Origin of the sequence: Pseudomonas sp. MOIL14HWK12:I2, from assembly GCF_000510745.1 — a bacterium.
Taxonomy (GTDB): domain Bacteria; phylum Pseudomonadota; class Gammaproteobacteria; order Pseudomonadales; family Pseudomonadaceae; genus Chryseomonas; species Chryseomonas oryzihabitans.
Map to the genome: position 1 here is coordinate 50,457 of NZ_AZOA01000010.1, position 22,669 is coordinate 73,125.

The following is a 22,669-nucleotide window of genomic DNA, read 5'->3' on the forward strand; positions in this document are numbered from 1 at the left end:
GATCGGGGTGGAAGACGGGTAGCTGCCACGCGCAGCCTATGGAGCCCTGGGCGTCCGCCGGGGTTCCGGCACGGTTGGCCTTTACCGGGCTTTCGCGTAGCGTGCGCGCTACCTGAAGCCGGTTGAGAGATAACAGAACATGCGGAAATGGCAATGCATCGTGTGCGGCTATATCTATGACGAAGCCCTGGGCTGGCCGGACGACGGCATCGCGCCGGGAACGCGCTGGGAGGATGTGCCCGAGGATTGGCTGTGCCCGGACTGCGGCGTGGGCAAGGGCGACTTCGAGATGATCGCCATCGGCTGATCACCCCGCTCCGCGTCTTCTGCGCGGACACAAAAAAGGCATCGCACGGGCGATGCCTTTTGGCTGCAGCGGCGATCCGTGCCGCTTCATGCTCAGCCTTCGATGCTGTCCTTCAGCGCCTTGCCCGGCTTGAACGCCACCGTGTTGCTCGCACGAATCTTGACCGGCTCGCCGGTCTGGGGATTCTTCCCCATGCGGGCACCGCGGTGACGCGGCAGGAAGGTACCGAAGCCGACCAGGGTAACGCTGTCCTTGCGGTGCAGCGCATTCGCGATCTCATCCAGCAGCGTGTTGAGCACGACGTTGGCTTGTTCCTTTGGAAGTCCGACTTTTTCAGCGATCACAGTCGCCAATTCAGGCTTGCGCATACCTACCTCTCTTGGAGTCATTTTTAGCCGTGTGGGCGTCGCATGGCTTTCCTGGCAAAGCGATTACCCCCGACATAGAGGGTGGCCCGACACAAAGATCGTTGGTGCGACAAAAGTCGAACCAGATAGCGTTATAAGGCAAAGCCGAGAAGAGCGAAAGTTAATTAGCAGACTATTAGCCGTTGGTAGGATGACTGATGCCGACTTGGACATTTATCGACCAATTTTGGCCATCTATGTGGACATTCTGTCCACTTTATGGCCGGGGAGAAAGGAGGCGGAGCGACGATGAGGGGCTCTGGCAAGCCGGTATCGCGATCAGCGAAGGCGCTGCGGACTTCTGATCCGGCAGCGCCGCTGAGGTGAGGGAAGGGGGTGAAGCGGCCGCTGGCCGCTCCACCCTCCGGATCAGGCCGGTGCCTGGGTCGGCATGACCGGTTGACCCGCCGGTGCCTGGCCTTCCAGGCGGCGCTCCAGGGCCTTGGGCTCGATCACCAGGCGCATGCCATTGCTGGCCTGGGTGCGCCCCCAGTCCTCGAGCAGCTCCATGCAGGCGTGATCGATATAGGAGACGCGCTCCAGGGGCACGTGCAGGGTGGTGCCGGGCTTGACCTGCTCCAGCACCTTGGTCAGCTGGGGCACGCGCAGGAAGGTCGCGGCGCCCACCAGGCGCAGGTCGGCCTGGTCCGGCTGGTCTTCGCGATAGGTCAGGCTGACCTTGAGTTGCGCCGCCTTGACCGCCAGGAAGGCGATGGACAGGCCGAAGCCCACCAGCACCCCGGTCAGCAGATCGGTGGCGACGATCATCAGGGCGGTCAGGGCATAGATGATCATGGGTGTCCGGCCATAGCGCTTGAGCCCGGTCAGCGACTTGGGATCGGCCAGCTTGACGCCGGTGAACACCAGCACGCCGGCCAGGCTCGCCACCGGCACCAGCTTGAGCACGAAGGGCAGGGCGGCGACGAAAGCCAGCAGCCAGAGGCCGTGGAAGATGGTGGAGGCGCGACTGGTGGCGCCGGCCTGGACATTGGCCGAGCTGCGCACGATGACTCCGGTCATGGGCAGGGCGCCAACGGCACCGCAGAGCAGGTTGCCGACACCCTGGGCGCCCAGCTCGCGGTCGAAGTGCGAGCGCGGCCCGGTGTGCATGCGGTCCACCGCGGCGGCCGAGAGCAGGGTCTCGGCGCTGGCGATAAAGGCCAGGGCGAGGGCGGCCACCACCAGTTCGGCATTGGCCAGCATGCCCAGGTCGGCAAAGGTCACCCAGTCGATGGCGTCGGCCAGGTTGTTGGGCACTTCCACGTGGCGGATGTCCAGCGCCAGCCAGAGACTGGCCAGGGTCGCCAGGGTCACGCCGATCAGGGCGCCGGGCAGGAAGCGCAGGGTCTGCGGGCGGAATTTCTCCCACAGCCACATGCTGGCGATGGTCAGCAGACCGATCAGCGCCGCCTGGGCGCCGCTGCCACTGCCGTTCCACTGGCTTGCCGCGGTGAGGGCGGCGCCGGGGAAAGCCAGCAGGTTGGACAGGCCCGAGGCCGCCGGCTTGGCATCCAGCATCACGTGCAGCTGCGAGAGCACGATGAGGATGCCGATGCCGGCGAGCATGCCGTAGACGACGGCGGGCGAGGTGACGCGGAACCAGGCGCCCAGGCGGGTGAAACCGGCGATGAGTTGCAGCAGGCCGGCCAGCAGCAGCACCGGGCCCAGGGCCTCGATGCCGTGGCGGTTGATCAGGTCGAACACCAGCACCACCAGGCCGGCGGCCGGACCGCTGACCTGCAGCGGCGAGCCGGCGAGAAAGCCGACCACCAGGCCACCGATGATGCCGGTGATGATGCCCTTGGCCGGCGGCATGCCGGAGGCGATGGCGATCCCCATGCACAGCGGCAGGGCGACCAGAAACACCACGAGTGAGGCCAGGGCATCGCGCGACAGGCTGCGCCCCGGGGTCTGTTGATTGCCAAGCATGGTCCTGGTCCTCCAGCGACTAGGTAAAGGGGTGCCCGCGCGTCATATCACGTCGTATGACACGGTTCGGGATTCAGGTGGCTAGCGGAAAGGGTGGACGGTCCCGATGGAGCCCCAAGTGGGGATCGCCCGGCGCGGTGCGCTGTTATGGCGACGGATCGGCTGACCCGTCTTGCAATGGCCATCCGGCGAACCGGATGGCCACCGTGGATCAGGCCTGCTGCAGGCGCGGACGCGGGGTGGCGACCGGCATGTTCTCGCCATCCAGCGGCAGGAAGCGCTCCTGCTGGGCGTCGTACGCCTTGATCTCGCTGGTCTCGATGGAATAGACCCAACCATGGATCTGCAGCTGACCGCTGGCCAGGCGCGAGGCCACCGAGGGGTGGGTGCGCAGGTGGACCAGCTGGGCCACCACGTTTTCCTCGGTCAAAAAGCCCAGGGTGCCGCCGTGGCCGCAGTCGCAATGGCCATGGTCCTCGACCACGGTACGGGCGACCTCGGCGTGGCGCAGCCAGACCTTTACCGTCGGCATCTTTTCCAGCGGATCGGGATTGAGCACCGCCTTCATGGCGCCGCAGTCGGAGTGGCCGCAGATGATGATGTGCTTCACGCCGAGGGCCACGACCGCGTATTCGATGGCGGTGGAGACGCCACCGTTCATCTGGCCGTAGGGGGGCACCACGTTGCCGACGTTACGGGTCACGAACAGATCGCCCGGCGAACTCTGGGTGATGAGTTCCGGGACGATGCGCGAGTCGGCGCAGGTGATGAACATGGCTTTGGGCGACTGCGCACTGGCGAGCTTCTTGAACAGCGCTTCCTGTTCGGGAAAGACATCCTGGCGGAAACGCTTGAAACCATCGACCAGTTGCAGGAGGGCCTCGTCGGGTGCGCCGAAGGTATCCGTGTTGTCGCTCATCTGTTTCTGACCTCTTCTCAAGTACGCAATGGCAGCGGCAAGCGCTGGTTAGTGGCTAGACGCCCCCTGGCATCGCCTCGATACGCCCCGACTCTCTCGAGCTCCGGTGGCTTCATTGTCTGGCGGTCCATCGCGTCGTCGGGCAGCGTCCTGGCACCCGGTCACTCAGTCTGGTGACCACAACCTTAATCCACGCTGAAACAATAGCTCGTGACAGACAACGCAGAAGATATTTCAAACTTATACTGAGATCATCCCGCCATTATCGCTGCACGATCAGCGCTTTTAGCCCTTTTATCGGCACGAAGCCGGAATATAGGCGCCGAATCGCGCTTTTCTCCGTGAAGAAAACGTGAATCGCGATAGCCGAAGAGTTTTCCTTGGCGATCAGTGGCTTGCGAGAGATGTGCAAAAATGTGAACGCAATGCCGCTGGCAGACATCGAGCGTCTTTCGCCCACTTTGCGTCCGGCCTGTGATCTGCGGCACAGTGCCGCAGCCTAGAGCTTTCGCCAGGCTTTCAATAGGTCCAATGCCCTATAGGACAAGGGTTTGCTGGCTTTGCTCGATAGCCGCCCAAAAATCCGGTCCGACAACGGACCTCAGGATTTGCAACGCGCGGTCGATAGCGGGGGCTTTCCAGGCTCAACGGAAACTCCCCATGTCCTTTCGCAATCTCTCCATCGCGCGGCGTGCCACGCTCGGCTTCGCCTTTATCGGTCTGCTCCTGCTGCTGCTCGGCGGCACCGCCCTGGTCAAGATGAACGACATCCGCGCCTCGGGCCTGGCCATCGAAGACCGTGCCATGCCGCGGGTGGCCGCGCTCGACGAGCTGACCGCCCTGACCCTGCGTCTGCGGGTGCTCTCCTATCGCCTGCTGCTCAATCGCGAGCCGGAGATCATCGCCAAGACCCAGGCGCTGTTCCAGCAGCGCAACGGCCAGATGCGCGCCGCCCAGCAGCGCTACGAGGCGCTGATCCAGTCCGATGAAGAACGCACCGCCTACAGCCGCTACGGCCAGCTGATCACCCAGTACGACGGTCTGCAGCAGCGCATGCTGGCGTTTTCCGCCGCCGATCAGCTGGAGCCCCTGCGCCGCCTGCTCAACGAAGACCTGCTGGCCAACTCCGATGCGGTCAACGGCGTGCTCAAGCAACTCACCGACCTGGTCGACCAGCAGACCGCTGCGGCCAACGAGCAGTCCGCTGCCGACTACAGCCACGCCATCCAGTGGCTGGTGCTGCTGCTGGCGGCCACCGCGCTGCTGACCGTGGTCTTTGCCTGGCTGCTGATCCGCAGCATCACCCAGCCCATCGCCCGCGCCGTGCAGGCCGCCGAGGTGATCGCCACCGGTGACCTCAGTCAGGAAATCCACAGCGAAGGCCGCGACGAAGCCGCGCGCCTGCTGCAGGCCATGAAGACCATGCAGGGCCAGCTGCGCCATACCCTGCAGGGCATCCTGGGTTCGGCCACCCAGCTCGCCTCGGCGGCGGAAGAACTCAATGCCGTGACCGATGAATCCAGTCGCGGCCTGCAACGCCAGAACGCCGAGATCGAACAGGCCGCCACCGCGGTGAACCAGATGTCGTCGGCCGTGGACGAGGTGGCGCGCAACGCCGTCAACACCTCCCAGGCGTCCCAGGAATCCGCCGGCGTGGCCCGTGATGGCCGCGATCTGGTGCAGGAAACCGTGGGTGCCATCGCCACCATGAGCGAAGACGTCCAGCACGGTGCCACCCTGGTGGGCGATCTGGCGGTCCAGGTCAACGACATCGGCAAGGTGCTGGACGTGATCCGCAGCGTGGCCGAGCAGACCAATCTGCTGGCGCTCAATGCCGCCATCGAGGCGGCGCGCGCCGGTGAGGCCGGTCGCGGCTTCGCCGTGGTGGCCGACGAGGTGCGCGCCCTGGCCCATCGCACCCAGGAATCGACCCGCGAAATCGAGACCTCCATCGGTACCATCCAGCAGGGCACCGATCAGGCGGTGGCGGCCATGCGCAGCAGCACCGAGCGTGCCCAGTCCACCCTGGAGGTGGCCCGCGGCGCCGGTCATGCCCTGGAGCGCATCCATGGCGCCATCGGCGGCATCAACGAGCGCAATCTGGTCATCGCCAGCGCGGCGGAAGAGCAGGCTCAAGTAGCCCGCGAAGTGGATCGCAACCTGGTCAACATCCGCGAGTTGTCGGTCCAGACCGCCGCGGGTGCCGAGCAGTCCAGTGCCGCCAGCGCCGAGCTGTCGCGCCTGGCCGTGGACCTCAATGGCCTGGTAGCGCGCTTCCGCCTGTGATCCTGGCGCGTCCGTCCGCTTTGGCGGTCGGACGCTGCGGCCCTAGCCGGGGCCGAGCAGTTGCAGCACGCCGGTCAGCAGCACCAGCAGGCCCAGGGGCGAGGCGAGAAAGGACAGCAGCAGGCAGCGCAGGCGCGGGCCGCGCGGGGTAGGGCAGGTCGTCATGACGTCAGGCAGCTCCGTAGCGAAAAGCGGCGCCACGCCTGGCGCCCGGAGCCAATTTTCGCCTGTCCCGGCAGCAACGTCATGCCAAGAAAACGTAAAGATGGGTAAAGCCGCCCCTCCCCCCGGGGCGCCTGTATCCGGGGGGAGGGGCGCGCCGGGTCAGACGCGGAAGCGCGCGGCCAGGCCGTGGATCTCGTGAGTCAGCGCGGCGAGTTGGCGACTGGAGGTCTCAATCTGGTCGGCGCCGCGCTTGGACACGCCCGCCAGCTCGCGGATGTTGATCAGGTTGCGATCCACCTCGCGCGCCACCTGGGCCTGTTCCTCGGCGGCGCTGGCGATGACCAGGTTGCGCTCGTTGATGTCGCCGATGGCGACAAAGATGTGCTCCAGGCTCTGGCCGGTGCGCTCGGTGGTTTCCAGGGTGGTGCCGGCCAGGGTATTGCTGCGCTGGATGGCGGTCACCGCCTGACCGGTGCCGGTCTGGATGTTGCCGATCATCTGCTCGATCTCCAGGGTCGACTGGCGGGTACGCTGCGCCAGGCTGCGCACCTCGTCGGCCACCACGGCGAAGCCACGACCGGCATCGCCGGCGCGGGCGGCTTCGATGGCCGCGTTGAGCGCCAGCAGGTTGGTCTGCTCGGAGACGGCGCGGATCACGTCCAGCACCTTGCCGATCTGGTTGGCCTGCTGCGCCAGGCTGGCGATGACGGTTTCGCTTTCCTTGACCGTGCTCTGCATGCTCTGCAATTCGCTGAGCACCTGGGCCACCTGGCCGCGACTGCCGGCGGCCAGGCGATCGGATTCGCGAGCGGTATCCGAGGTGGACGCGGCATTGCGCGCCACCTCTTCCACGGCGGCGGTCATCTCGGTCACCGCGGTCACGGCCTGTTCCAGTTCCTGTTGCTGCTGATTGAGGGTGCGATTGCTCTGGGCGGTGACCTGACCCAGTTCCTGGGCGGCGCCGTCGAGTCGTTCGGCGGTGCGATTGAGCTGGGCCAGGGTGTCGCGCTGGCGACTCTGCAGGGTGGCGAGACCGGCGAACAGCTGGCCGATCTCGTCATGGCTGCGCACCTCGATGCGGCGGGTCAGATCACCTTCGCTCATGGCGGCGAAGTGCTCGCCGGCTTCGTTGAGCGGGGCCAGCACGCGGCGGGCGATGAACCAGCCGGAGAGCACGGCCAGCAGCAGGGTCAGGCCGACCAGCAGCAGACTGCCGACCTGGGCCTGGGACACGCGGCTGTCGGAGGCGGCGAGCGTGGCGTCGATACGGCTGGTGATCTCGTCGGTAAAGGCCTGGCGGGTGTCGGCGAAGGCCGTACTGGCCCCTTTGGCACCGTCGCTGATCCGGATGTAGCCAGGCAGGTCGCCGGCGCGGCAGGCGGCGATCTGCCCTTCGACGATGGCCTTGTAGGCGTCGAAGGCCTTGAGCATGGCTTCGATCTGGCTGACCAGTTTGGGATCGCTGACGTTGGCCTGCATGTCGGTGATCAGCTTGCGGGCGATGTCCAGCCGCTCTAGGGCCAGCTTCACGCCTTTCTCGGCCTTGGCCGCATCGCCGTTGACGCGGTCGAGCATGGCGGTATGGGAGTTGGCGCTGGCGCGACTGATCCAGGTGGCGGCGTTGTTGACCCGGTCCAGCTGCTCCATCGTCAGGCTATCCAGGTCGCGGATCTGTTGGGCACTGGTCCGGGCGCTGATCCAGCCGTACAGGCAGGCGAGCAGCAGGCAGGCGACGAACAGGCTGAGGACGCTGTACATCCCGGTACGGATTCTTGTTGTTTTTTTCATGGTGGGCTCTCTGGCGACGTCGCTGGCTGGGGTGCGCAATACGACTTTGGTAAGGCTTTTCGCCAGCAGTACGCCAAAGGCCCGGGCAGGCGTCGATGGCCTGGAGCCGGTCGGTATCAGTTAAGCGCTGAAAAGTCGTCGGATGTCTTCAGCAGGACGGGGCCCGGCGGACGCCGGGCCCGCGGGGATCAGGACAGGGGGGTGAACTGGATGACTTCGACCCAGTAGCCGTCGGGATCCTTGATGAAGGCGATTTCCTTCATGCTGCCGTCGGTCAGGCGCTTCTGGAAGGCGACGCCCAGTTGCTCGAACCGCTCGCAGGCGGCGCGGATGTCCGGGACCGCTACGCAGGTGTGGCCGAAGCCGCGCGGATCGCTGTTGCCGTTGTGGTAGCTGAATTCGGCGTCGTTCTCGGTACCGTGGTTATGGGTTAGCTCGAGGATGCCCGGGGTCGACTTGCGCCAGCGCTGGCGGGCCTCCGGCTCTTCCGGCACCTGGTTGCGATCGACCAGGGCGAGAAAGGTCAGGCTGAACTTGGCGTCCGGGAAGTCCTTGTGATCGACCACGGTGAAACCCAGCACGCGGGTATAGAAGTCCAGCGAGGTCTCGAGGTTCTTGACCCGCAGCATGGTGTGGTTGAAGACGAACTCGCGGGTGGCGGCGTCGGGCTGGGCGGTCACGCCCGGCAGGTTGTCGAATTGGCTCAGCGACATCAGGATTCTCCTGTGTAGGGTGTGGCAATTGGAGAGACGGCCCCTGCGCAACGTTCCCGCGAGGGGTGGCGCCTGGGCGGTCGCTCACGAAAAAGGGCGGGAAGTCTAAAGGCTTCCAGCGCCGCTGCCCAAAGCTTCCTGGCGCGGCTTGCCGCTGCGCTGTGCGACGAATGGTCGAAACCACCCGGCTAGAGCCGCAGTCGGATTTTACAAGCGCACTGCCTGTGCGATCCCAAGGAGACTGATATGAGCAGCACCAGCGACAAGATCAAGGGTACCGCCAAAGAAGTGGCCGGCAAGGTCAAGCAAGGTATCGGCGAAGCCACCGACAACTCGCGCATGAAAGGTGAGGGTCGTGCCCAGGAAGCCGAAGGCAAGCTGCAGAAGAACGTCGGCAAGGGCAAGGAAGCGGTCAAGAACACCATCGACCGCGCCTGAGTCCAGTCGTGACGAAAAGGCCGCCCCCGGGCGGCCTTTTCTTTTGCCCGTCAGGCCGGATCCAGCTCCGGATAGTGACGGAAGATGCCGTTCTCGCTGAAGGGCAGGCGTCGGGGCGAGGCCAGGTAGGCGGCGATGTTGGGTCGCGCGGCCACTCGCTCGGCCAGGGCCAGCACCCGCGGGATTTCCGGTGCCAGACGGCGCATGGCGTTGGGGAAGGCATAGGTCAGGCCGGCTACCACCTGGAACAGCGACAGGTCGACATAGGAGCGCTGGTCGCCCACCAGCCAATGGTCACCCGCCGGGTTGTAGCCCAGCACCCGCTCGAAATAGCTCAGGTAGGTACGGATCCGTTCGCCGGCAAAGGCCTTGGCGCGGCGCCGGGCTTCATCCTGCTGCTCTTCGTAGGTCAGGGAGATGGCCACCGGATGATGGACGTCATGGGCCTCGGCGGTGAGGTCGGTGATGGTCAGCTGCAGACCGTGCACCCAGAAGCGGGCTTCCTCGTCGGCCGGTACTAGGTCCAGGCGCGGCCCGAGGAAATGGAGGATGTTGGCGACATGGGAGACGACCTCGTCGCCGGCCTTGAGAAAGGGCGGGGCGAAGGGCGGGCGGCGGGTCTTCCTGCCTTGCAGATAGTCTTCCAGAGCGGGTACGCCCAGGCCTTCGCCTTCCGGGGCGTTGCCGACGTCCAGATAGGGTGCGCCGGCTTCTTCGAGCGCCAGGCGGACGAATTCGCCGCGGCCCTGGATGCTGGGCCAGTAGTGCAGTTCATAACGCATGGAAACCTCCGTCGTCTGCTGGGAATACGGGTCCAGGAAGGCTGACCCCCGGCAGGGTTCCGAGGTTTGCCCGCCGTGCGGCTTTCACGACGAAGCGCACAACCAATTCCCGTCGCTGAGACTCCTATCAACCAGCGGCTCGCGATAAGGACGGTGGGATGACAGGCAACAGCAGGCGGACGGTTCCATGCGCATAGGCATTCTTACCCACGTGAAACACCCGGTACGCCAGCCGTTCGCCGGCGGTCTCGAAGCCTTCACCTACGACATCACCCTGCAGCTGCGCGAGCGTGGCCATGCGGTGACGCTGTTCGCCAGTTCGGCCTCGGCGCCAGAGCTGGAGGTGGTGCCCATCCTCGACGACGGCAACTACGGCGCGGACGGCTGCCGGCGCAAGCGCAACGTGCTCAGCTCCGAATACCTCGACGAGCACCATGGCTATCTGGACTGCATGCAGCGCATCGATGGCTACGGCTTCGACGTCATCTTCAACAACGCCCTGCATTATGTGCCGGTGACCATGTCCGGGCTGATCCGCACCCCCATGCTCACGGTGCTGCACACCCCGCCGTTCTTCGAACTGATCAACGCCCTCGGCGAATTGCACAAGCGCGGTGGCGGCCATTACTGCACGGTGTCCCAGGCCAATGCGGACAACTGGGCGCACCTCGCGCCGGCCTGCCACGTGATTCCCAATGGCATCGACCTCGACGCCTGGCGCCCGCGCGATACGCCGATCGGCAACCATGCCCTCTGGTTCGGCCGCCTGGTGCCGGACAAGGGGCCGCACCTGGCGCTGGATGCCGCACGCGAGGCCGGTGTGGCCCTGCGCCTGGCCGGCCAGGCCACCGACGAGCGCTATTTCCGCCAGGAGATCGAACCCCGCCTGGGGGACGGCGCCGTCTACCTCGGTCACCTGGACCGTACCGCCCTGGCGGCCGAGGTCGCCCAGGCCCGTGCCTGCCTGGTCACGCCCTGCTGGGACGAACCCTTCGGCCTGATCGTCGCCGAGGCCCTGGCCTGTGGCACACCGGTCGCCGCCTTTGCCCGCGGCGCCCTGCCGGAACTGCTCACCGCCGAGACCGGCGCCCTGGCCCCGCCGGGCGATGTCCCGGCCCTGGCGGCGGCCCTGCGCGAAGCCCTGTCGCTGTCCCGCGAGGCCTGCCGGGCGCGGGCCGAGGCCCAGTGGAGCCACCAGCTGATGATCGACCGCTACGAGCGCCTGCTCGCCGATGTCGCCGCCGGCCGAGTCGCCCGTGGCTAGACTGCCCGTGACTGAGCTGAACGTCGGCTACTACGCCCACCATCACGGCGCCGGCCACGTGACCCGCGCCCTGGCCATCGCCGCGGCCTTCGACGGTCCCCTGACCCTGTTCGGCAGTCGCCTGCCCGAACGGGTGGCGCTGCCCAACGTGCAGCTCTGCCCGCTGCCGCCCGACGTGGCCGCGGGCGTCGAAGGCGAAGCCTTCGCCTGCCTGCACTATGCCCCGCTGGGAGTGGCAGGGCTGCGCGAGCGCATGGGCCTGCTGGTGGACTGGTTTCGCCGCGCCTGGCCCTGCCTGCTGGTGGTCGACGTCTCGGTGGAGGTGGCGCTGCTGGCCCGGTTGTGCGGCGTGCCGACGATCTATCTGCGCCAGCGCGGCAGTCGCTTCGATGCCGCTCACGAACTGGCCTACGCCAGTGCCAGTCGCCTGCTGGCACCCTATCCGGACTGCCTGGAAGAACCTGATACCCCGGCCGCCTGGCGGGCCAAGACCTGCTATGCCGGCAGCCTGTCGCGCTATGCCGGGCACGGGCCCGATTGTGGGCGCGAGCCCGGCACGGTCACCGTCATCGCCGGCCATGGCGGCACCGCCTTCAGCCGCGCGCGCCTGGTGGCGGCCGCCCGCGCCTGTCCCGCCTGGCACTGGACGGTGCTGGGTCCGGTGCTGGACGACGCCACCGAGGCACCGGCCAATCTGACTTTTCTGGGCAGCGTGGCCGATCCCGCACCCTGGCTGACCCGCGCCGAGCTGGTGGTCGGCTCGGCGGGTGACAGCCTGGTGGCGGAACTGGCCGACCTGCGCTGCCGCTTCCTCTGCCTGCCGGATGCCCGGCCCTTCGACGAGCAACTGTCCACCGGGCGCCTGCTGGCCGCCCAGGACCTGGCGATCACCTGTGAAAGCTGGCCCGCCGACGAGGACTGGCCGGGGCTGCTGGCCAGGGCGCGCGAACTCGATCCCGAGCGCTGGGCGGCGGTAAGCGATGGCGAGGGCGCCCGGCGCGCCGCTGCCTGTATTCGACAGGTCGCCCACGAGGTGCTGGCATGATCGTCCTGACCCTGGTCCATGGCCGCGAGCGGCAACTGGCCAATCTCATCCGTGGCCTGGAGCGGGCGCCGACCCCGCCTGCGGCCCTGGTGGTGGTGCAGATGAACGAGGCACCGCGCGCCTGGCACAGCCCACGCTTTCCGATCCAGGTGCACGGAGTCGAGGGCGACGGCATCCTGCCCCTGGCCGCTGCGCGCAATGCTGCCGTAGTCGCCGCGCCAGGCGAGGAGCTGGTGTTTCTCGACGTGGACTGCATTCCCGCGCCGGAATTGCTCGACGCCTACCAGGAGGCGCTAATGGCCCACCCCGAAGCCCTGCACCAGGGCTTCGTCCACTACCTGCCGGCGGGCGTCGCGGAAGGTGACTGGACGCCGGAAGAGCTGCGCGCCAGCGGCGTCGTCCATCCCCTGCACCGGGATCGTCCGCCTGGCGAGGCGATTCCCCACCCGCTGTTCTGGTCGCTCAACTTCGCCTGTACCCGCGCCACCTTCGGCCGCATCGGCGGCTTCGACGCGGGTTATCGCGGCTATGGCGGCGAGGACACCGACTTCGCCTTTCGCGCCCGCGCCGCGGGGGTGCCGGTCTACCAGGCCGAGGCGCGGGCCTTCCACCAGTACCATCCGACCTATAACCCACCGCTCAACCATTTCGCCAGCATCCTGGAGAACGCCCGGCGCTTCCAGGCGCGCTGGGGACTCTGGCCCATGGATGGCTGGCTGCGCGAATTCGCCGCCGCCGGCTACATCGAATTCGACGAAAGCCGCGGGATAGAGGAAATCCGCCCGCCTACCGCCGCCGAAGTCGCTGCCTGCCGGGATGCCTCGGGGTCCGGCTTCTGACGTCAGGGCGCAACCAACCCGGCCGCTGCCACTCTGAAGGTAGGGCGGGCTTGCAAAGCCGCCGGGCGCAGGCCGTGCAGGCCGGCCCCAGGAATCCTTCGTGAGGAACGTTCGTCAGGAGCCGTTATGTCCTTGTTTGCCTTCAGCCTGCGCGGCGTTTCGCCGTTCACCCTCATCAAGCGTGCCGTCCAGGAATTCGTGGCCGACGACATGCCCACCTATGCCGCAGCGCTGGCCTATCAGATGCTGTTCTCGCTGTTTCCCTTCCTGCTGTTCCTGATCGCCCTGATCGGCTTCCTGCACTTGCCGGACTTCTTTACCTTCCTGCGCGAACAGGCCGCCTATCTGCTGCCGGTCACGGCGCTGGATACGGTCAATCCCATCATCGACCAGTTGCAGACACAGAAGGGCGGGCTGCTGTCCTTCAGTATCATCGTCGCGCTCTGGTCCGCCTCCGGTGGCTTCCGCTCGCTGATGACCGCCATGAACAGCGCCTATGACGTGGTGGAAAGCCGTCCGGCCTGGAAGCGCATTCCCCTGTCGGTGCTGCATACCATCGGCCTCGCCGGAATCCTGCTCAGCGCCGCCGCCCTCATGGTGCTGGGGCCTCAGGTGATGAACTGGCTGGCTGCCTATGTGGGGTTGGAAGACTACATGGTGACCCTCTGGGCGCTGATCCGCTGGCCGCTGGCGGTGGCCCTGCTGATGATCGCCGTGGCGGCGCTCTACTACGTCACCCCGGACGTGAAGCAGGACTTCCGCTTCATCACCCCCGGCTCGGTGCTGGCGGTGGTGGTCTGGATCCTGGCGTCCCTGGGCTTTGGCTACTACGTGCAGAACTTCGCCAACTACAACGCTACCTACGGCAGCATCGGCGCCATCATCGTGCTGTTGCTGTACTTCTATCTGTCGTCCGCGGTGCTGCTGTTCGGCGCGGAGATCAATGCGGTGATCGAGCACCACAGCGACGACGGCAAGGAAAAGGGCGAGAAGACCCCGGGCGATGGCGGGGTGGAAGGTGACGAGGAAATCCAGGCGGCCCAGGCGGAAGAAGAGGGCGTGCTGGGCGAGGCGCGCGTGGTAGGGCGCCCGAACGGCCAGGCGTGAGGTAGGGTGGATGACGGCGCAGGCCGTAGGGTGGATAACGGCGCCAGCCTTATCCACCGCTCACCGGCGACCCTTGGTTGTGGAAAACGCTACAGGTCTCGTCTTGAAAACGATCCGGTTTTCTCGCTAAGAAAATCGCGGCCATGGGCCGCTCCTACAGACTCCTAGGTAACCGTAGGAGCGGCCGCATCGGCGGACCGCCATGGCCGCGATGAAACGCCTTACTTCGCCTTGCCCTGATTGGCCACCGCGGCCATCTTGGCGGCGACCTCGTCCGGGTCGGCCAGGTAGTAGTGCTTGGTAGGCTTCAGGTCTTCGTCGAACTCGTATACCAGCGGCACGCCGTTGGGGATGTTGAGGCTGACGATGTCGCTGTCGGAGATGTTGTCCAGGTACTTGATCAGGGCGCGCATGGAGTTGCCATGGGCGACCACCAGCACGCGCTGGCCGCTGCGAATGGCCGGCGCCAGGACTTCGTTCCAGTAGGGCAGGACGCGTTCGACGCAATCCTTGAGACATTCGGTGCGCGGTACCTGATCCAGCGACAGACCGGCATAGCGCGGATCGGCGGCCAGCGCCTGCTGCTCCTCGACGCTCTGCTCGGGCGGCGGCACGTCGTAACTGCGGCGCCAGACCAGCACCTGTTCCTCGCCGTACTTGGCGGCGGTCTCGGATTTGTTCAGTCCGGTCAGGCCGCCATAGTGACGCTCGTTGAGGCGCCAGTCGCTCACCACTGGCAACCACATCTGGTCCATGCCTTCCTGCACGTGCCAGAGGGTGCGCACGGCGCGCTTGAGCACCGAGACGTGGGCCACGTCGAAGAGGAAGCCGGCGTCCTTGAGTGCCTGACCGCCCTCGTGGGCCTCGCGGATCCCCTGTTCGGTCAGATCCACATCCGCCCAGCCACTGAAGCGGTTTTCCAGGTTCCACGCCGACTGGCCATGGCGGATGAATACGACTTGCGACATGCGACCTCCATCTTGGGATTCATTGTTTGGCTCACGCCTACGCGAAGCTGTGCCAAACATACCGCAGATGGAGGCGGCCGGCATGGGCATCACGGAATCCGTGATGCGTCCGGCACTCGTAGCGCGTCTCAGGCGGCCAGGGCGCGGCGGGTACGGGCGATGACGCGCTCCAGTCCGTCGGCAGCGCTGTACTGCTCAGGGTAGAGGCGCTCGCTGCGACAGGCCACGCCGCGCTCGTCGACCACGGTGAAGCTAAAGCCGCCCTTGCGCGAAGCCGGGGTGGTGATGCAGTGGAACGGCGCAAAGGCCGCCTGGAGATGTTGCATGGCCGCGATGGCCTGATTTTGAATGTTCATAAGACTATCCTTGGGATCCACGCTCAGTCGGCGCGGTGAAATAACTCCAGCAACCTCGTACCCATGACGGCCGACGGCTGAATCTCTGGCTGGAGGAAGGCAGCGTGTGGGCGAAACGCCCAGGCATGCAGGTAAGTACTTGGGAAGGCAGGCAACCGGCCGGGCACGAGATTCAGAGGCCGCGGCGGCAGATCCTGAGCAATCGAGGGATCAGTCGATCCGGATGACGCTGATTTCGCGCTGCTACAACGAGCGGAAAGGCGTCCAGCGATTGGGGTCAGCTTGGTACTAACCCGATCAAGCTAGCAGGATCGATGCCAACCGCGCAAGCCCGTCGGTCGGCGATGGGCTTGATGGTCGTTGGCACTCGACGAGCTGCTGCCAGACTGACCGAGCGTCAGTCTGGCAGGGACTCAGTGCGCCCCTGCCGGGGTGTCGCCGCCAGCGGGCGACGGAGCGGGTTGCTGGTGACCGAAGGCCTGGCCCAGGTCATCGCCGGACGTAGTGCGGTTGTCATCGGTGCGCCATTTGGCGACGTCGGCGGCGCTGACCGGGGCGGCAGCGTTGCCCCAGCTGGCGCGGATGAAGCTGACCACGTCGGCCACCTGGGCATCGTTCAGCCGCCAGCCGAAGGGCGGCATGACGATCATCGAGGGCGCCGTGTGCAGGCCGGGCAGGGTGCCGCCCTTGAGCACGATGTTGATCAGCGAACTGGCGTCGGCCGTGCGCAGCACCGGATTGCCGGCCAGCGCGGGGAACACCCGGTCGTAGCCCTGGCCATCGGTGCGGTGACAGGCGGCGCAGTTGTCCACATAGACCTGGGCGCCACGGGCGCTGTCGTCGCCGCGCCAGAGCGCTGCGGCGGCCCGTCCGTCGGCCTGGAAGGGCGCGTCGTGCGGATCCTTGGCCGGCAGGGTCTTGAGGTAGCGGGCGATGGCCTGCAGATCGGCGTCGCTCAGGTACTGCAGGCTGTGCTGCACCACCTCGGTCATGCCGCCGAACACCGCGCTGTCGGCGGAGCGCCCGGTCTTGAGGAATTGCACCAGCTGAGCTTCGCTCCAGCTGCCCAGGCCGTCGCGGTGATCACCGCGCAGATTCTTGGCGATCCAGCCTTCCAGGGGCGCGCTGCCGGCCAGGAAGTCCTTGCCGTCGGCGGGGGAGAGCGCCTTCTCCTGCATGGTGAAGGCACGCGGGGTGTGGCAGGCGCCGCAGTGGCCGAGGCCTTCCACCAGATAGGCGCCGCGGGCCACCACCGGATCCTGGTTCGGCGCGGGCTGGAATTGCACCACTTCGGGGGCGAACAGCTGGCGCCAGATCGCCAGCGGCCAGCGCATGGACAGCGGCCAGGGGATGTCGCTGTCGCGATTGACCTGCTCGACTGGCGTCACGCCGTGCATGAAGTAGGCATAGAGGGCGCGCATGTCGCCCTCGCTGACCCGGGCATAGGAGGGGTAGGGCATGGCCGGATAGAGGGTATGGCCCTCCTTGGCGATACCCTGGCGGATGGCGGCGTCGAAGTCGGCATAGCTGTAGTCGCCGATGCCGGTCTGCCGATCCGGGGTGATGTTGGTGGAATAGAGGGTGCCGATGGGCGTCTGCATGGGCAGGCCGCCGGCGAAGGGCTGGCCACCCGGCGCCGTGTGGCAGGCCACGCAGTCGCCGGCGCGGGCCAGGTATTCGCCTTGCTTGACCAGCGCCGGGTCAGTGTCTTCGGCGGCCTGGGCCGCCAGCGCCAGGCCGCTGCCCAGTAGCAGGGTCGCGAGGGTACGAAGGATCATGGGCGCGCCTCTCATGCCTGCACCAGCGGGCCGGGATTTTTCAGGTACTGCTCGCGGATGGCCCGCGCCGACCAGTAGGTCAGGGCCGCCACCAGGCCGGTGGGGTTGTAGCCCAGGCCCTGGGGAAAGGCCGAGGCGCCCGGTACGAAGACGTTGTGCACGTCCCAGCTCTGCAGGTAGCGATTGACCGCGCTGGTCTTGGGGTCGGTGCCCATGATGGCGCCACCGTTCAGGTGGGTGGTCTGGTAGCTGGCGGTGTTGAAGTGACCGCCGAAATCCTTGACCGACACGCTGATGTGCTCGGGATTCATGGCCTCGGCGATCTTCTTCATCTTGGCGGCCATGAAGCGCGTCATGCGGATGTCGTTGTCCTTCCAGTCGAAGGTCATGCGCAGCAGCGGCTGCCCATAGGCGTCGCGGTAGGTGGGGTCCAGGTCCAGGTAGTTGTCGCGATAGGACTGGTGCGCCCCGTGGGCGTCCATCGACAGCTGGTGGTTGTAGTAGCCGGCCTGGGCCTTTTTCCAGGCACTGCCCCACTGGGGCGTGCCGGGCGGATTGGCCGCGCCGGCGATGGGCCGGGTGCCGGCCTGGTTGACCCACATGGGCGAGCCGCCGACGAAGCCGTGGGGGCCGTGGTCGAAGTTGTCGGCGTTGAAGTCGTCCACCGCCACGCCATTGCCACCGGCGCCGATGAAGGGGTTGGTGTGGTGCTGATCCTGGCGGAAGAAGGCCTTGATGGTGGCCATGTTCTGGTAGGCGAAGTTGCGCCCGACCACGCCTTTGCCGGTCTTGGGGTCATAGGGCTGGCCGATGCCCGACAGCAGCATGAGGCGCACGTTGTTGAACTGGAAGGCGGCGAGGATGACGATGTCGGCCGGCTGCTCCAGCTCCTGGCCCTGGGCGTCCAGGTAGGTCACCCCGGTGGCCTTCTTGCCGGTGCTGTCGAGATTGACCCTGAGCACATGGGCCTGGCTGCGCAACTCGAAGCGCGGCTCCTGCTTGAGCGCCGGCAGGATGTTGAGATTCGGCGAGGCCTTGGAATACATGTAGCAGACGTAGCCGCTGCAATAGCCGCAGAAGTTGCAGGGGCCCATCTGGCAACCGTAGGGGTTGGTGTAGGGCCCCGAGGTGTTGGCCGAGGGCAGGTTGTAGGGGTGATAGCCCACCTCCCGCGCGGCCTTCTCGAACAGCTGCGCCGAGACGGTGTTCTTTTGCGCCGGCAGCGGGAAATCGCTGGAGCGATCCGGCGCATAGGGATTGCCACCCTTGCCGTCGCCCACCACCTGGCCCTTGATGCTCCAGGCGGTACCCGAGGTGCCAAAGACCTTTTCCGCGAAATCGAAGTAGGGCTCCAGCTCGGCGTAGCTGACGCCGAAATCCTGGATGGTCATGCCGTCGGGAATGAATTTCTTGCCGTAACGCTCTTCATAATGACTGCGCAGGCGCAACTCCACCGGGTCGACGCGGAAGTGCACCCCCGACCAGTGCAGGCCGGCGCCGCCCACGCCATCGCCAGGCAGGAAGACGCCGAGCTGGCGGTTGGGCAGGGCGACGTCGTTGACGCTGTGGCGGATGGTGACGGTTTCCTTGGAGACATCGACGAACAGCTTCTTGCGGATGCTGTAGGTGAGTTCGTCGATCACCTGCGGGTAGGAGCCGTCGGGATAGGTGTCGCGGTAGCTGCCACGTTCCAGGGCCACCACGTCCAGGCCGGCCTCGGTCAGTTCCTTGGCCATGATGGCCCCCGTCCAGCCGAAGCCGACGATCACTACCTGCTTGCTGGGCAATACCTTGGCCATCAACCGCGCTCCCCGCGAATGGAGACCGGGGGCAGCGGATAGCGCTCGTCGCGCTCCACCCAGTCCATGAAGTCGGCGCGGGCACCGGGAAAATTCACCAGCTTCCAGCCGACCAGTTCCTTGTTGCCGCCATGCAGCGGGTCGCAATAGAAGCCTTCCCGGGTGTTTTGCAGCAGCTGGGCGAAGAACAGCTTGGCCGGTACGCCGTCCAGGCTGGCGTCACCGCTTTCCAGCGCCTTGAGGGCCGCGTCCTGCGCGGCGGGTGCCAGCTCGGCGAAGACCTTGCCGTGCTGCTCGCGGGTCCAGCGATCCACCGCGGCGATGCCCAGGCGATAGAGGTCCTGGGGTACCAGGCGACTCTGGTAGCCCATCTCCGGCGCGGCATCGGCGGCGAAGGGGCCCTGCATGTACCAGAGGCCGCCACGGGCGTAGGGGGTCTGCATCTGCCGGTCGATGAATTCCGGCGCACCGGCTTCCAGCGCGCCCGGGCCCAGGTCGTCCGCCGGAATCAGCCGGGCCACCGCGGCCTGCACGAAGGCCCATTCCTCGGCGGTAAAGAACACCGGTTGATAGTGGTCGGCGCGCGGACTGCTGCCCGGCTTGCTTTCCGGGGTGGGCGCGGCGAGGGCCAGGCCCGAGGGGGCACCGCTCGCCAGGGCGACCACGGGAATCAGGCTCAGGGACTTGCGCAGGAAGTCGCGGCGGGCCGGGACGGAATCGTCTGCGGACATGGTCAGGGTCTCATCAGGTGCCCGACGTGGAACCGCAGGGCTTATGGTTAGCTAGCTAATATGTTGGAATATTACCAACATCTGCCGGTCGCGGTTACATTTTGTCGCAGGTGTGCAGAGCCCTGGCGGCTCGGCAAGTTCCCACTGCTGCTGCATCGGCATGGGAAAGCGCTCAAGCCGCGGTCCTGGGCGGTCCCTGCCACCCAGGCGAGCCAACAGCGGATGCCAGGTAAGGCGGTCGCTTCCGTCGTGTCCTGGTTCTGCGGTCAGGTAGCGAAGGGCGTGGCGGCCAGCTCCAGGCCTGGGGTTACCTAAGGTTCCACCTGTACAAGCACCATAAGAGTGCAAGTTGCACAAGGTGATACCTAACGAAGCAAGCCGATGGGGCGCGCATACCTGAAAGAAATCGCTTTTCACATCAGATGGTTAGCGCGATAGCTCGACGGAACGCCGCTTTTTCGCCGCTTTCCGCGAGGCGTTGCACCCTTTGCGTTCATTTTATGCCGATTTCAGCCCGGGTGGCGCGCAAGTTGCACTTGGGAGGCTTTCCGTTGTCAGGTAACACCTTATGTCCAACGTAGAATGCAACCTCTCTCCGGCGCTCAAACCGCGCCATGTGACCATGTTGTCCATCGCCGGGGTGATCGGTGCCGGTCTGTTCGTCGGCTCCGGTCATGCCATCGCCGCGGCCGGCCCGGCCGTGCTGCTGGCCTACGCCCTGGCCGGTACCCTGGTGGTGCTGGTCATGCGCATGCTGGGTGAAATGGCCGTCGCCTCGCCCGATACCGGTTCCTTCTCGTCCTATGCACAGCAGGGCATCGGCCGCTGGGCCGGCTTCACCATCGGCTGGCTGTACTGGTGGTTCTGGGTGCTGGTGATCCCGCTGGAGGCCGTGGCCGCCGCCGCCATCCTCAATGCCTGGTTCCCGGCGATCGCCACCTGGCAATTCGCCCTGATCATCACCGGCATCCTGACCGTGACCAACCTGTTCAGCGTCGCCAAATACGGCGAGTTCGAATTCTGGTTCGCCCTGCTCAAGGTCATCGCCATCGTCGCCTTCATCGCTCTGGGCGCGGCCGCCCTGGTCGGCGCCCTGCCGGGTCGCGAGGTCAGCGGCCTGAGCAATCTGATGGCCCATACCGGCGGCTTCATGCCCAATGGCTTCGGCGCGGTGCTGGGCGCCCTGCTGACCACCATGTTCAGCTTCATGGGAACCGAGATCGTCACCATCGCCGCCGCCGAGTCCAAGGACCCGTCGCGGCAGATCAGCAAGGCCACCAACTCGGTGATCTGGCGGATCGCGCTGTTCTACCTGGTCTCCATCTTCCTGGTGGTGTCCATGGTGCCCTGGAACGATGCCCAGCTGCCGATCGTGGGTTCCTACCAGCGCGCCCTCGAGGTGCTGTCGATCCCCAATGCCAAGCTGATCGTCGACTGCGTGGTGCTGGTCGCCGTGGCCAGCTGCCTGAACTCGGCGCTCTACACCGCTTCGCGCATGCTCTATTCGCTGGCCCGCCGTGGCGATGCCCCGGCCAAGATGGGTCGTGCCTCCAGCAGCGGCGTGCCGCGCGCGGCCGTGCTGGCCAGTACCGCCGTGGGCTTCCTCACCACCATCGCCAACTACACCATGCCCGAGGCGGTGTTCAGCTTCCTGCTGTCCACCTCCGGCGCCGTGGCTCTGCTGGTCTATCTGGTGATCGCCGTGACCCAGCTGCGCCTGAGACGCAAGCTGATCGCCCGCGGCGAAACCCTGGAGTTCCGCATGTGGCTGTTCCCCTGGCTGACCTGGGCGGTGATCGTCTTCATCGTCGGCGCCCTGACCGTGATGCTGTTCAGCGAAGCCCATCGCTTCGAGATCCTGGCGACCGGTCTGCTGGCGCTGCTGGTCGTGGCCATCGGCACCTGGGTAGGCCGGCGTCAGCCCGCCACCCCGAGCCTGGCCGCTGCCGCGCGCTGATGACCAGAAGCTTCCGGCGCCACCGGGCGTCGGAAGCGCTCCTTTCTGGAGCACGGAGTTCCTTCCAGGCTGGACAGCGGCCGCGGTAACAGGTAGAACAGCACTCCTGTTTCCTGGCCCTCCGGCCAACTGTACAGCTCAAATTCTCGCGATGTTCCCTCTGGTAACCAAATTTTGCACTGCAATGGTGCAAGACGTTACAGAATGACCCAAATTGCAGCAGTACAGTTGCAATTGTGTGCCGAGTGATCCGCGAACCTTTCCCTGGACTGTTACTGGTGGTAGCACTCGCCTGGCGAGACAATGGCGCCATTCGATGACCAGTACCCGTCACAAGCGGGAAGGAAAGCCACCATGGAACGCACCTTCAGTTCCTCGCTGTACAACGCCAAGCCCAGCAACCGTGTGCCCGCTGCCCTGCGCGTTATCTCCACCCTGTCCACCTGGCAGCGTCGCATCGCCAGCCGCAACGAACTGGCCCGTCTGGACGCCCGTATGCTGGCCGACGCCGGTATCACCGAGGCCCAGCGCTACCAGGAAATGCACAAGCCGTTCTGGCGCTAAGCCCGGCTGCTGCACAGCTTCCACAGACCCCGCTTCGGCGGGGTTTGTTTTGTCTGCAGGCTGAACGGCAGACAGCAAAAAGCCCCGGTATGCCGGGGCTTTCTGTTACCGCCAGGGACGGTGATTACTGCATGTTGTTCTGGTTGCGAGCGTCGACCTTGTTGGGCTTGTCGCTCTTGAAGGGCACTTCGGCAGCGCCATCGGCACCGCCCTTCACGGTAGTCTTGCCCGGCACCTCGGTGGTGGCGGATCCATTGACGGCCGTGGCGCTCTTGGAGGTTTCGGCCGCGAAGACACCCGTGGCCATCGACAGCATCACAGCAGCGGTAGAGGTGATCAGCAGCTTTTTCATGAGTTCGGCCTCGTCGAAATAAACCTGTGAATCTGATGGGGCCCGCGCCGGAACGGTGGCGGGCATCAGCTGCGGACGGGCAGGTCCACAGCGCACGTCTCAGTTGACTGCGGCCTGGAATGCCGGGTTCCAGGGCATTTGTGAACATTTGTGGGCGAATGGCCGCTCCGCTGCC

Annotated in this window: 21 protein-coding genes and 2 pseudogenes; 10 read left to right on the forward strand and 13 right to left on the reverse strand. The window is 66.0% G+C overall.

Annotated features, from left to right (window positions below):
- Positions 1 to 139 precede the first annotated feature (139 nt).
- Positions 140 to 307, forward strand: a complete 168-nt coding sequence (locus PSK12I2_RS0108815) for a rubredoxin (protein WP_007161456.1) — start codon at positions 140 to 142, stop codon at positions 305 to 307.
- Between the two features lie 92 nt (positions 308 to 399).
- On the opposite strand, the gene PSK12I2_RS0108820 is transcribed toward PSK12I2_RS0108815, so the two are convergent.
- The 3 genes from PSK12I2_RS0108820 to PSK12I2_RS0108830 form a co-directional block, all read right to left on the reverse strand.
- Positions 400 to 675, reverse strand: coding sequence for an HU family DNA-binding protein (locus PSK12I2_RS0108820; RefSeq protein ID WP_017639309.1), 276 nt, complete (start codon positions 673 to 675; stop codon positions 400 to 402).
- Between the two features lie 408 nt (positions 676 to 1,083).
- Positions 1,084 to 2,643, reverse strand: a complete 1,560-nt coding sequence (locus tag PSK12I2_RS0108825; protein WP_027598108.1) for a SulP family inorganic anion transporter — start codon at positions 2,641 to 2,643, stop codon at positions 1,084 to 1,086.
- Between the two features lie 211 nt (positions 2,644 to 2,854).
- On the reverse strand, positions 2,855 to 3,562 hold the full coding sequence (locus tag PSK12I2_RS0108830; RefSeq protein WP_007161453.1) for a carbonic anhydrase: 708 nt from the start codon (positions 3,560 to 3,562) through the stop codon (positions 2,855 to 2,857).
- Positions 3,563 to 4,222: 660 nt separating this feature from the next.
- On the opposite strand from PSK12I2_RS0108830, the pseudogene PSK12I2_RS25470 reads away from it, so the two are divergent.
- Positions 4,223 to 4,942 (forward strand): annotated as a pseudogene (locus tag PSK12I2_RS25470) (MCP four helix bundle domain-containing protein); the annotation flags it as partial.
- 309 nt (positions 4,943 to 5,251) lie between these two features.
- Positions 5,252 to 5,848, forward strand: a pseudogene (locus tag PSK12I2_RS25475) (methyl-accepting chemotaxis protein); the annotation flags it as partial.
- A gap of 42 nt (positions 5,849 to 5,890) precedes the next feature.
- Here the strand turns inward: PSK12I2_RS25475 and PSK12I2_RS25220 are convergent.
- The 3 genes from PSK12I2_RS25220 to gloA all read right to left on the reverse strand — a co-directional run bounded on the left by PSK12I2_RS25220 (position 5,891) and on the right by gloA (position 8,514).
- On the reverse strand, positions 5,891 to 6,013 hold the full coding sequence (locus tag PSK12I2_RS25220) for a hypothetical protein (protein WP_255211814.1): 123 nt from the start codon (positions 6,011 to 6,013) through the stop codon (positions 5,891 to 5,893).
- A gap of 159 nt (positions 6,014 to 6,172) precedes the next feature.
- On the reverse strand, positions 6,173 to 7,801 hold the full coding sequence (locus PSK12I2_RS0108850) for a methyl-accepting chemotaxis protein (RefSeq protein WP_027598111.1): 1,629 nt from the start codon (positions 7,799 to 7,801) through the stop codon (positions 6,173 to 6,175).
- 188 nt (positions 7,802 to 7,989) lie between these two features.
- Positions 7,990 to 8,514 (reverse strand): lactoylglutathione lyase, encoded by a 525-nt coding sequence (gene gloA, locus PSK12I2_RS0108855; protein ID WP_027598112.1) that lies wholly within the window; start codon positions 8,512 to 8,514, stop codon positions 7,990 to 7,992.
- 246 nt (positions 8,515 to 8,760) lie between these two features.
- On the opposite strand from gloA, the gene PSK12I2_RS0108860 reads away from it, so the two are divergent.
- The gene (locus tag PSK12I2_RS0108860; RefSeq protein ID WP_027598113.1) at positions 8,761 to 8,952 is read left to right on the forward strand and encodes a CsbD family protein; all 192 of its coding nucleotides are present in this window, start codon (positions 8,761 to 8,763) and stop codon (positions 8,950 to 8,952) included.
- Positions 8,953 to 9,002: 50 nt separating this feature from the next.
- On the opposite strand, the gene PSK12I2_RS0108865 is transcribed toward PSK12I2_RS0108860, so the two are convergent.
- Positions 9,003 to 9,734, reverse strand: coding sequence for a glutathione S-transferase (locus PSK12I2_RS0108865; RefSeq protein WP_027598114.1), 732 nt, complete (start codon positions 9,732 to 9,734; stop codon positions 9,003 to 9,005).
- A 187-nt stretch (positions 9,735 to 9,921) separates the two neighbouring features.
- On the opposite strand from PSK12I2_RS0108865, the gene PSK12I2_RS0108870 reads away from it, so the two are divergent.
- The 4 genes from PSK12I2_RS0108870 to PSK12I2_RS23875 all read left to right on the forward strand — a co-directional run bounded on the left by PSK12I2_RS0108870 (position 9,922) and on the right by PSK12I2_RS23875 (position 13,989).
- On the forward strand, positions 9,922 to 10,998 hold the full coding sequence (locus tag PSK12I2_RS0108870) for a glycosyltransferase (RefSeq protein WP_027598115.1): 1,077 nt from the start codon (positions 9,922 to 9,924) through the stop codon (positions 10,996 to 10,998).
- Complete coding sequence (locus PSK12I2_RS0108875; protein WP_256203960.1) at positions 10,991 to 12,043, forward strand: hypothetical protein; 1,053 nt, start codon at positions 10,991 to 10,993, stop codon at positions 12,041 to 12,043. Before PSK12I2_RS0108870 ends, PSK12I2_RS0108875 begins: the two co-directional genes overlap by 8 nt.
- Entirely contained in the window at positions 12,040 to 12,882 is an 843-nt protein-coding gene (locus PSK12I2_RS0108880) for a glycosyltransferase family 2 protein (protein ID WP_027598117.1), read from the forward strand. Before PSK12I2_RS0108875 ends, PSK12I2_RS0108880 begins: the two co-directional genes overlap by 4 nt.
- A gap of 126 nt (positions 12,883 to 13,008) precedes the next feature.
- On the forward strand, positions 13,009 to 13,989 hold the full coding sequence (locus PSK12I2_RS23875) for a YihY/virulence factor BrkB family protein (protein WP_044341143.1): 981 nt from the start codon (positions 13,009 to 13,011) through the stop codon (positions 13,987 to 13,989).
- A gap of 221 nt (positions 13,990 to 14,210) precedes the next feature.
- On the opposite strand, the gene gpmA is transcribed toward PSK12I2_RS23875, so the two are convergent.
- The 5 genes from gpmA to PSK12I2_RS0108910 form a co-directional block, all read right to left on the reverse strand.
- On the reverse strand, positions 14,211 to 14,957 hold the full coding sequence (gpmA, locus tag PSK12I2_RS0108890; protein ID WP_027598118.1) for a 2,3-diphosphoglycerate-dependent phosphoglycerate mutase: 747 nt from the start codon (positions 14,955 to 14,957) through the stop codon (positions 14,211 to 14,213).
- Positions 14,958 to 15,085: 128 nt separating this feature from the next.
- Positions 15,086 to 15,313, reverse strand: a complete 228-nt coding sequence (locus PSK12I2_RS0108895; protein ID WP_027598119.1) for a hypothetical protein — start codon at positions 15,311 to 15,313, stop codon at positions 15,086 to 15,088.
- A gap of 413 nt (positions 15,314 to 15,726) precedes the next feature.
- On the reverse strand, positions 15,727 to 17,091 hold the full coding sequence (locus PSK12I2_RS0108900) for a cytochrome c (protein WP_027598120.1): 1,365 nt from the start codon (positions 17,089 to 17,091) through the stop codon (positions 15,727 to 15,729).
- 11 nt (positions 17,092 to 17,102) lie between these two features.
- On the reverse strand, positions 17,103 to 18,890 hold the full coding sequence (locus tag PSK12I2_RS0108905; protein ID WP_027598121.1) for a GMC family oxidoreductase: 1,788 nt from the start codon (positions 18,888 to 18,890) through the stop codon (positions 17,103 to 17,105).
- On the reverse strand, positions 18,890 to 19,621 hold the full coding sequence (locus tag PSK12I2_RS0108910) for a gluconate 2-dehydrogenase subunit 3 family protein (RefSeq protein ID WP_027598122.1): 732 nt from the start codon (positions 19,619 to 19,621) through the stop codon (positions 18,890 to 18,892). The genes PSK12I2_RS0108905 and PSK12I2_RS0108910 overlap by 1 nt, the downstream gene beginning before the upstream one ends.
- A 568-nt stretch (positions 19,622 to 20,189) precedes the next feature.
- Here PSK12I2_RS0108910 and gabP point away from each other — a divergent pair.
- Positions 20,190 to 21,578, forward strand: a complete 1,389-nt coding sequence (gene gabP, locus PSK12I2_RS0108915) for a GABA permease (protein ID WP_007161434.1) — start codon at positions 20,190 to 20,192, stop codon at positions 21,576 to 21,578.
- Positions 21,579 to 21,932: 354 nt separating this feature from the next.
- Entirely contained in the window at positions 21,933 to 22,142 is a 210-nt protein-coding gene (locus PSK12I2_RS0108920; RefSeq protein WP_007161433.1) for a DUF1127 domain-containing protein, read from the forward strand.
- 124 nt (positions 22,143 to 22,266) lie between these two features.
- On the opposite strand, the gene PSK12I2_RS0108925 is transcribed toward PSK12I2_RS0108920, so the two are convergent.
- Positions 22,267 to 22,494 carry a hypothetical protein gene (locus PSK12I2_RS0108925; protein ID WP_027598123.1) on the reverse strand — a complete coding sequence of 76 codons (228 nt, stop codon included), beginning with the start codon at positions 22,492 to 22,494 and terminating at the stop codon, positions 22,267 to 22,269.
- Positions 22,495 to 22,669 lie beyond the last annotated feature (175 nt).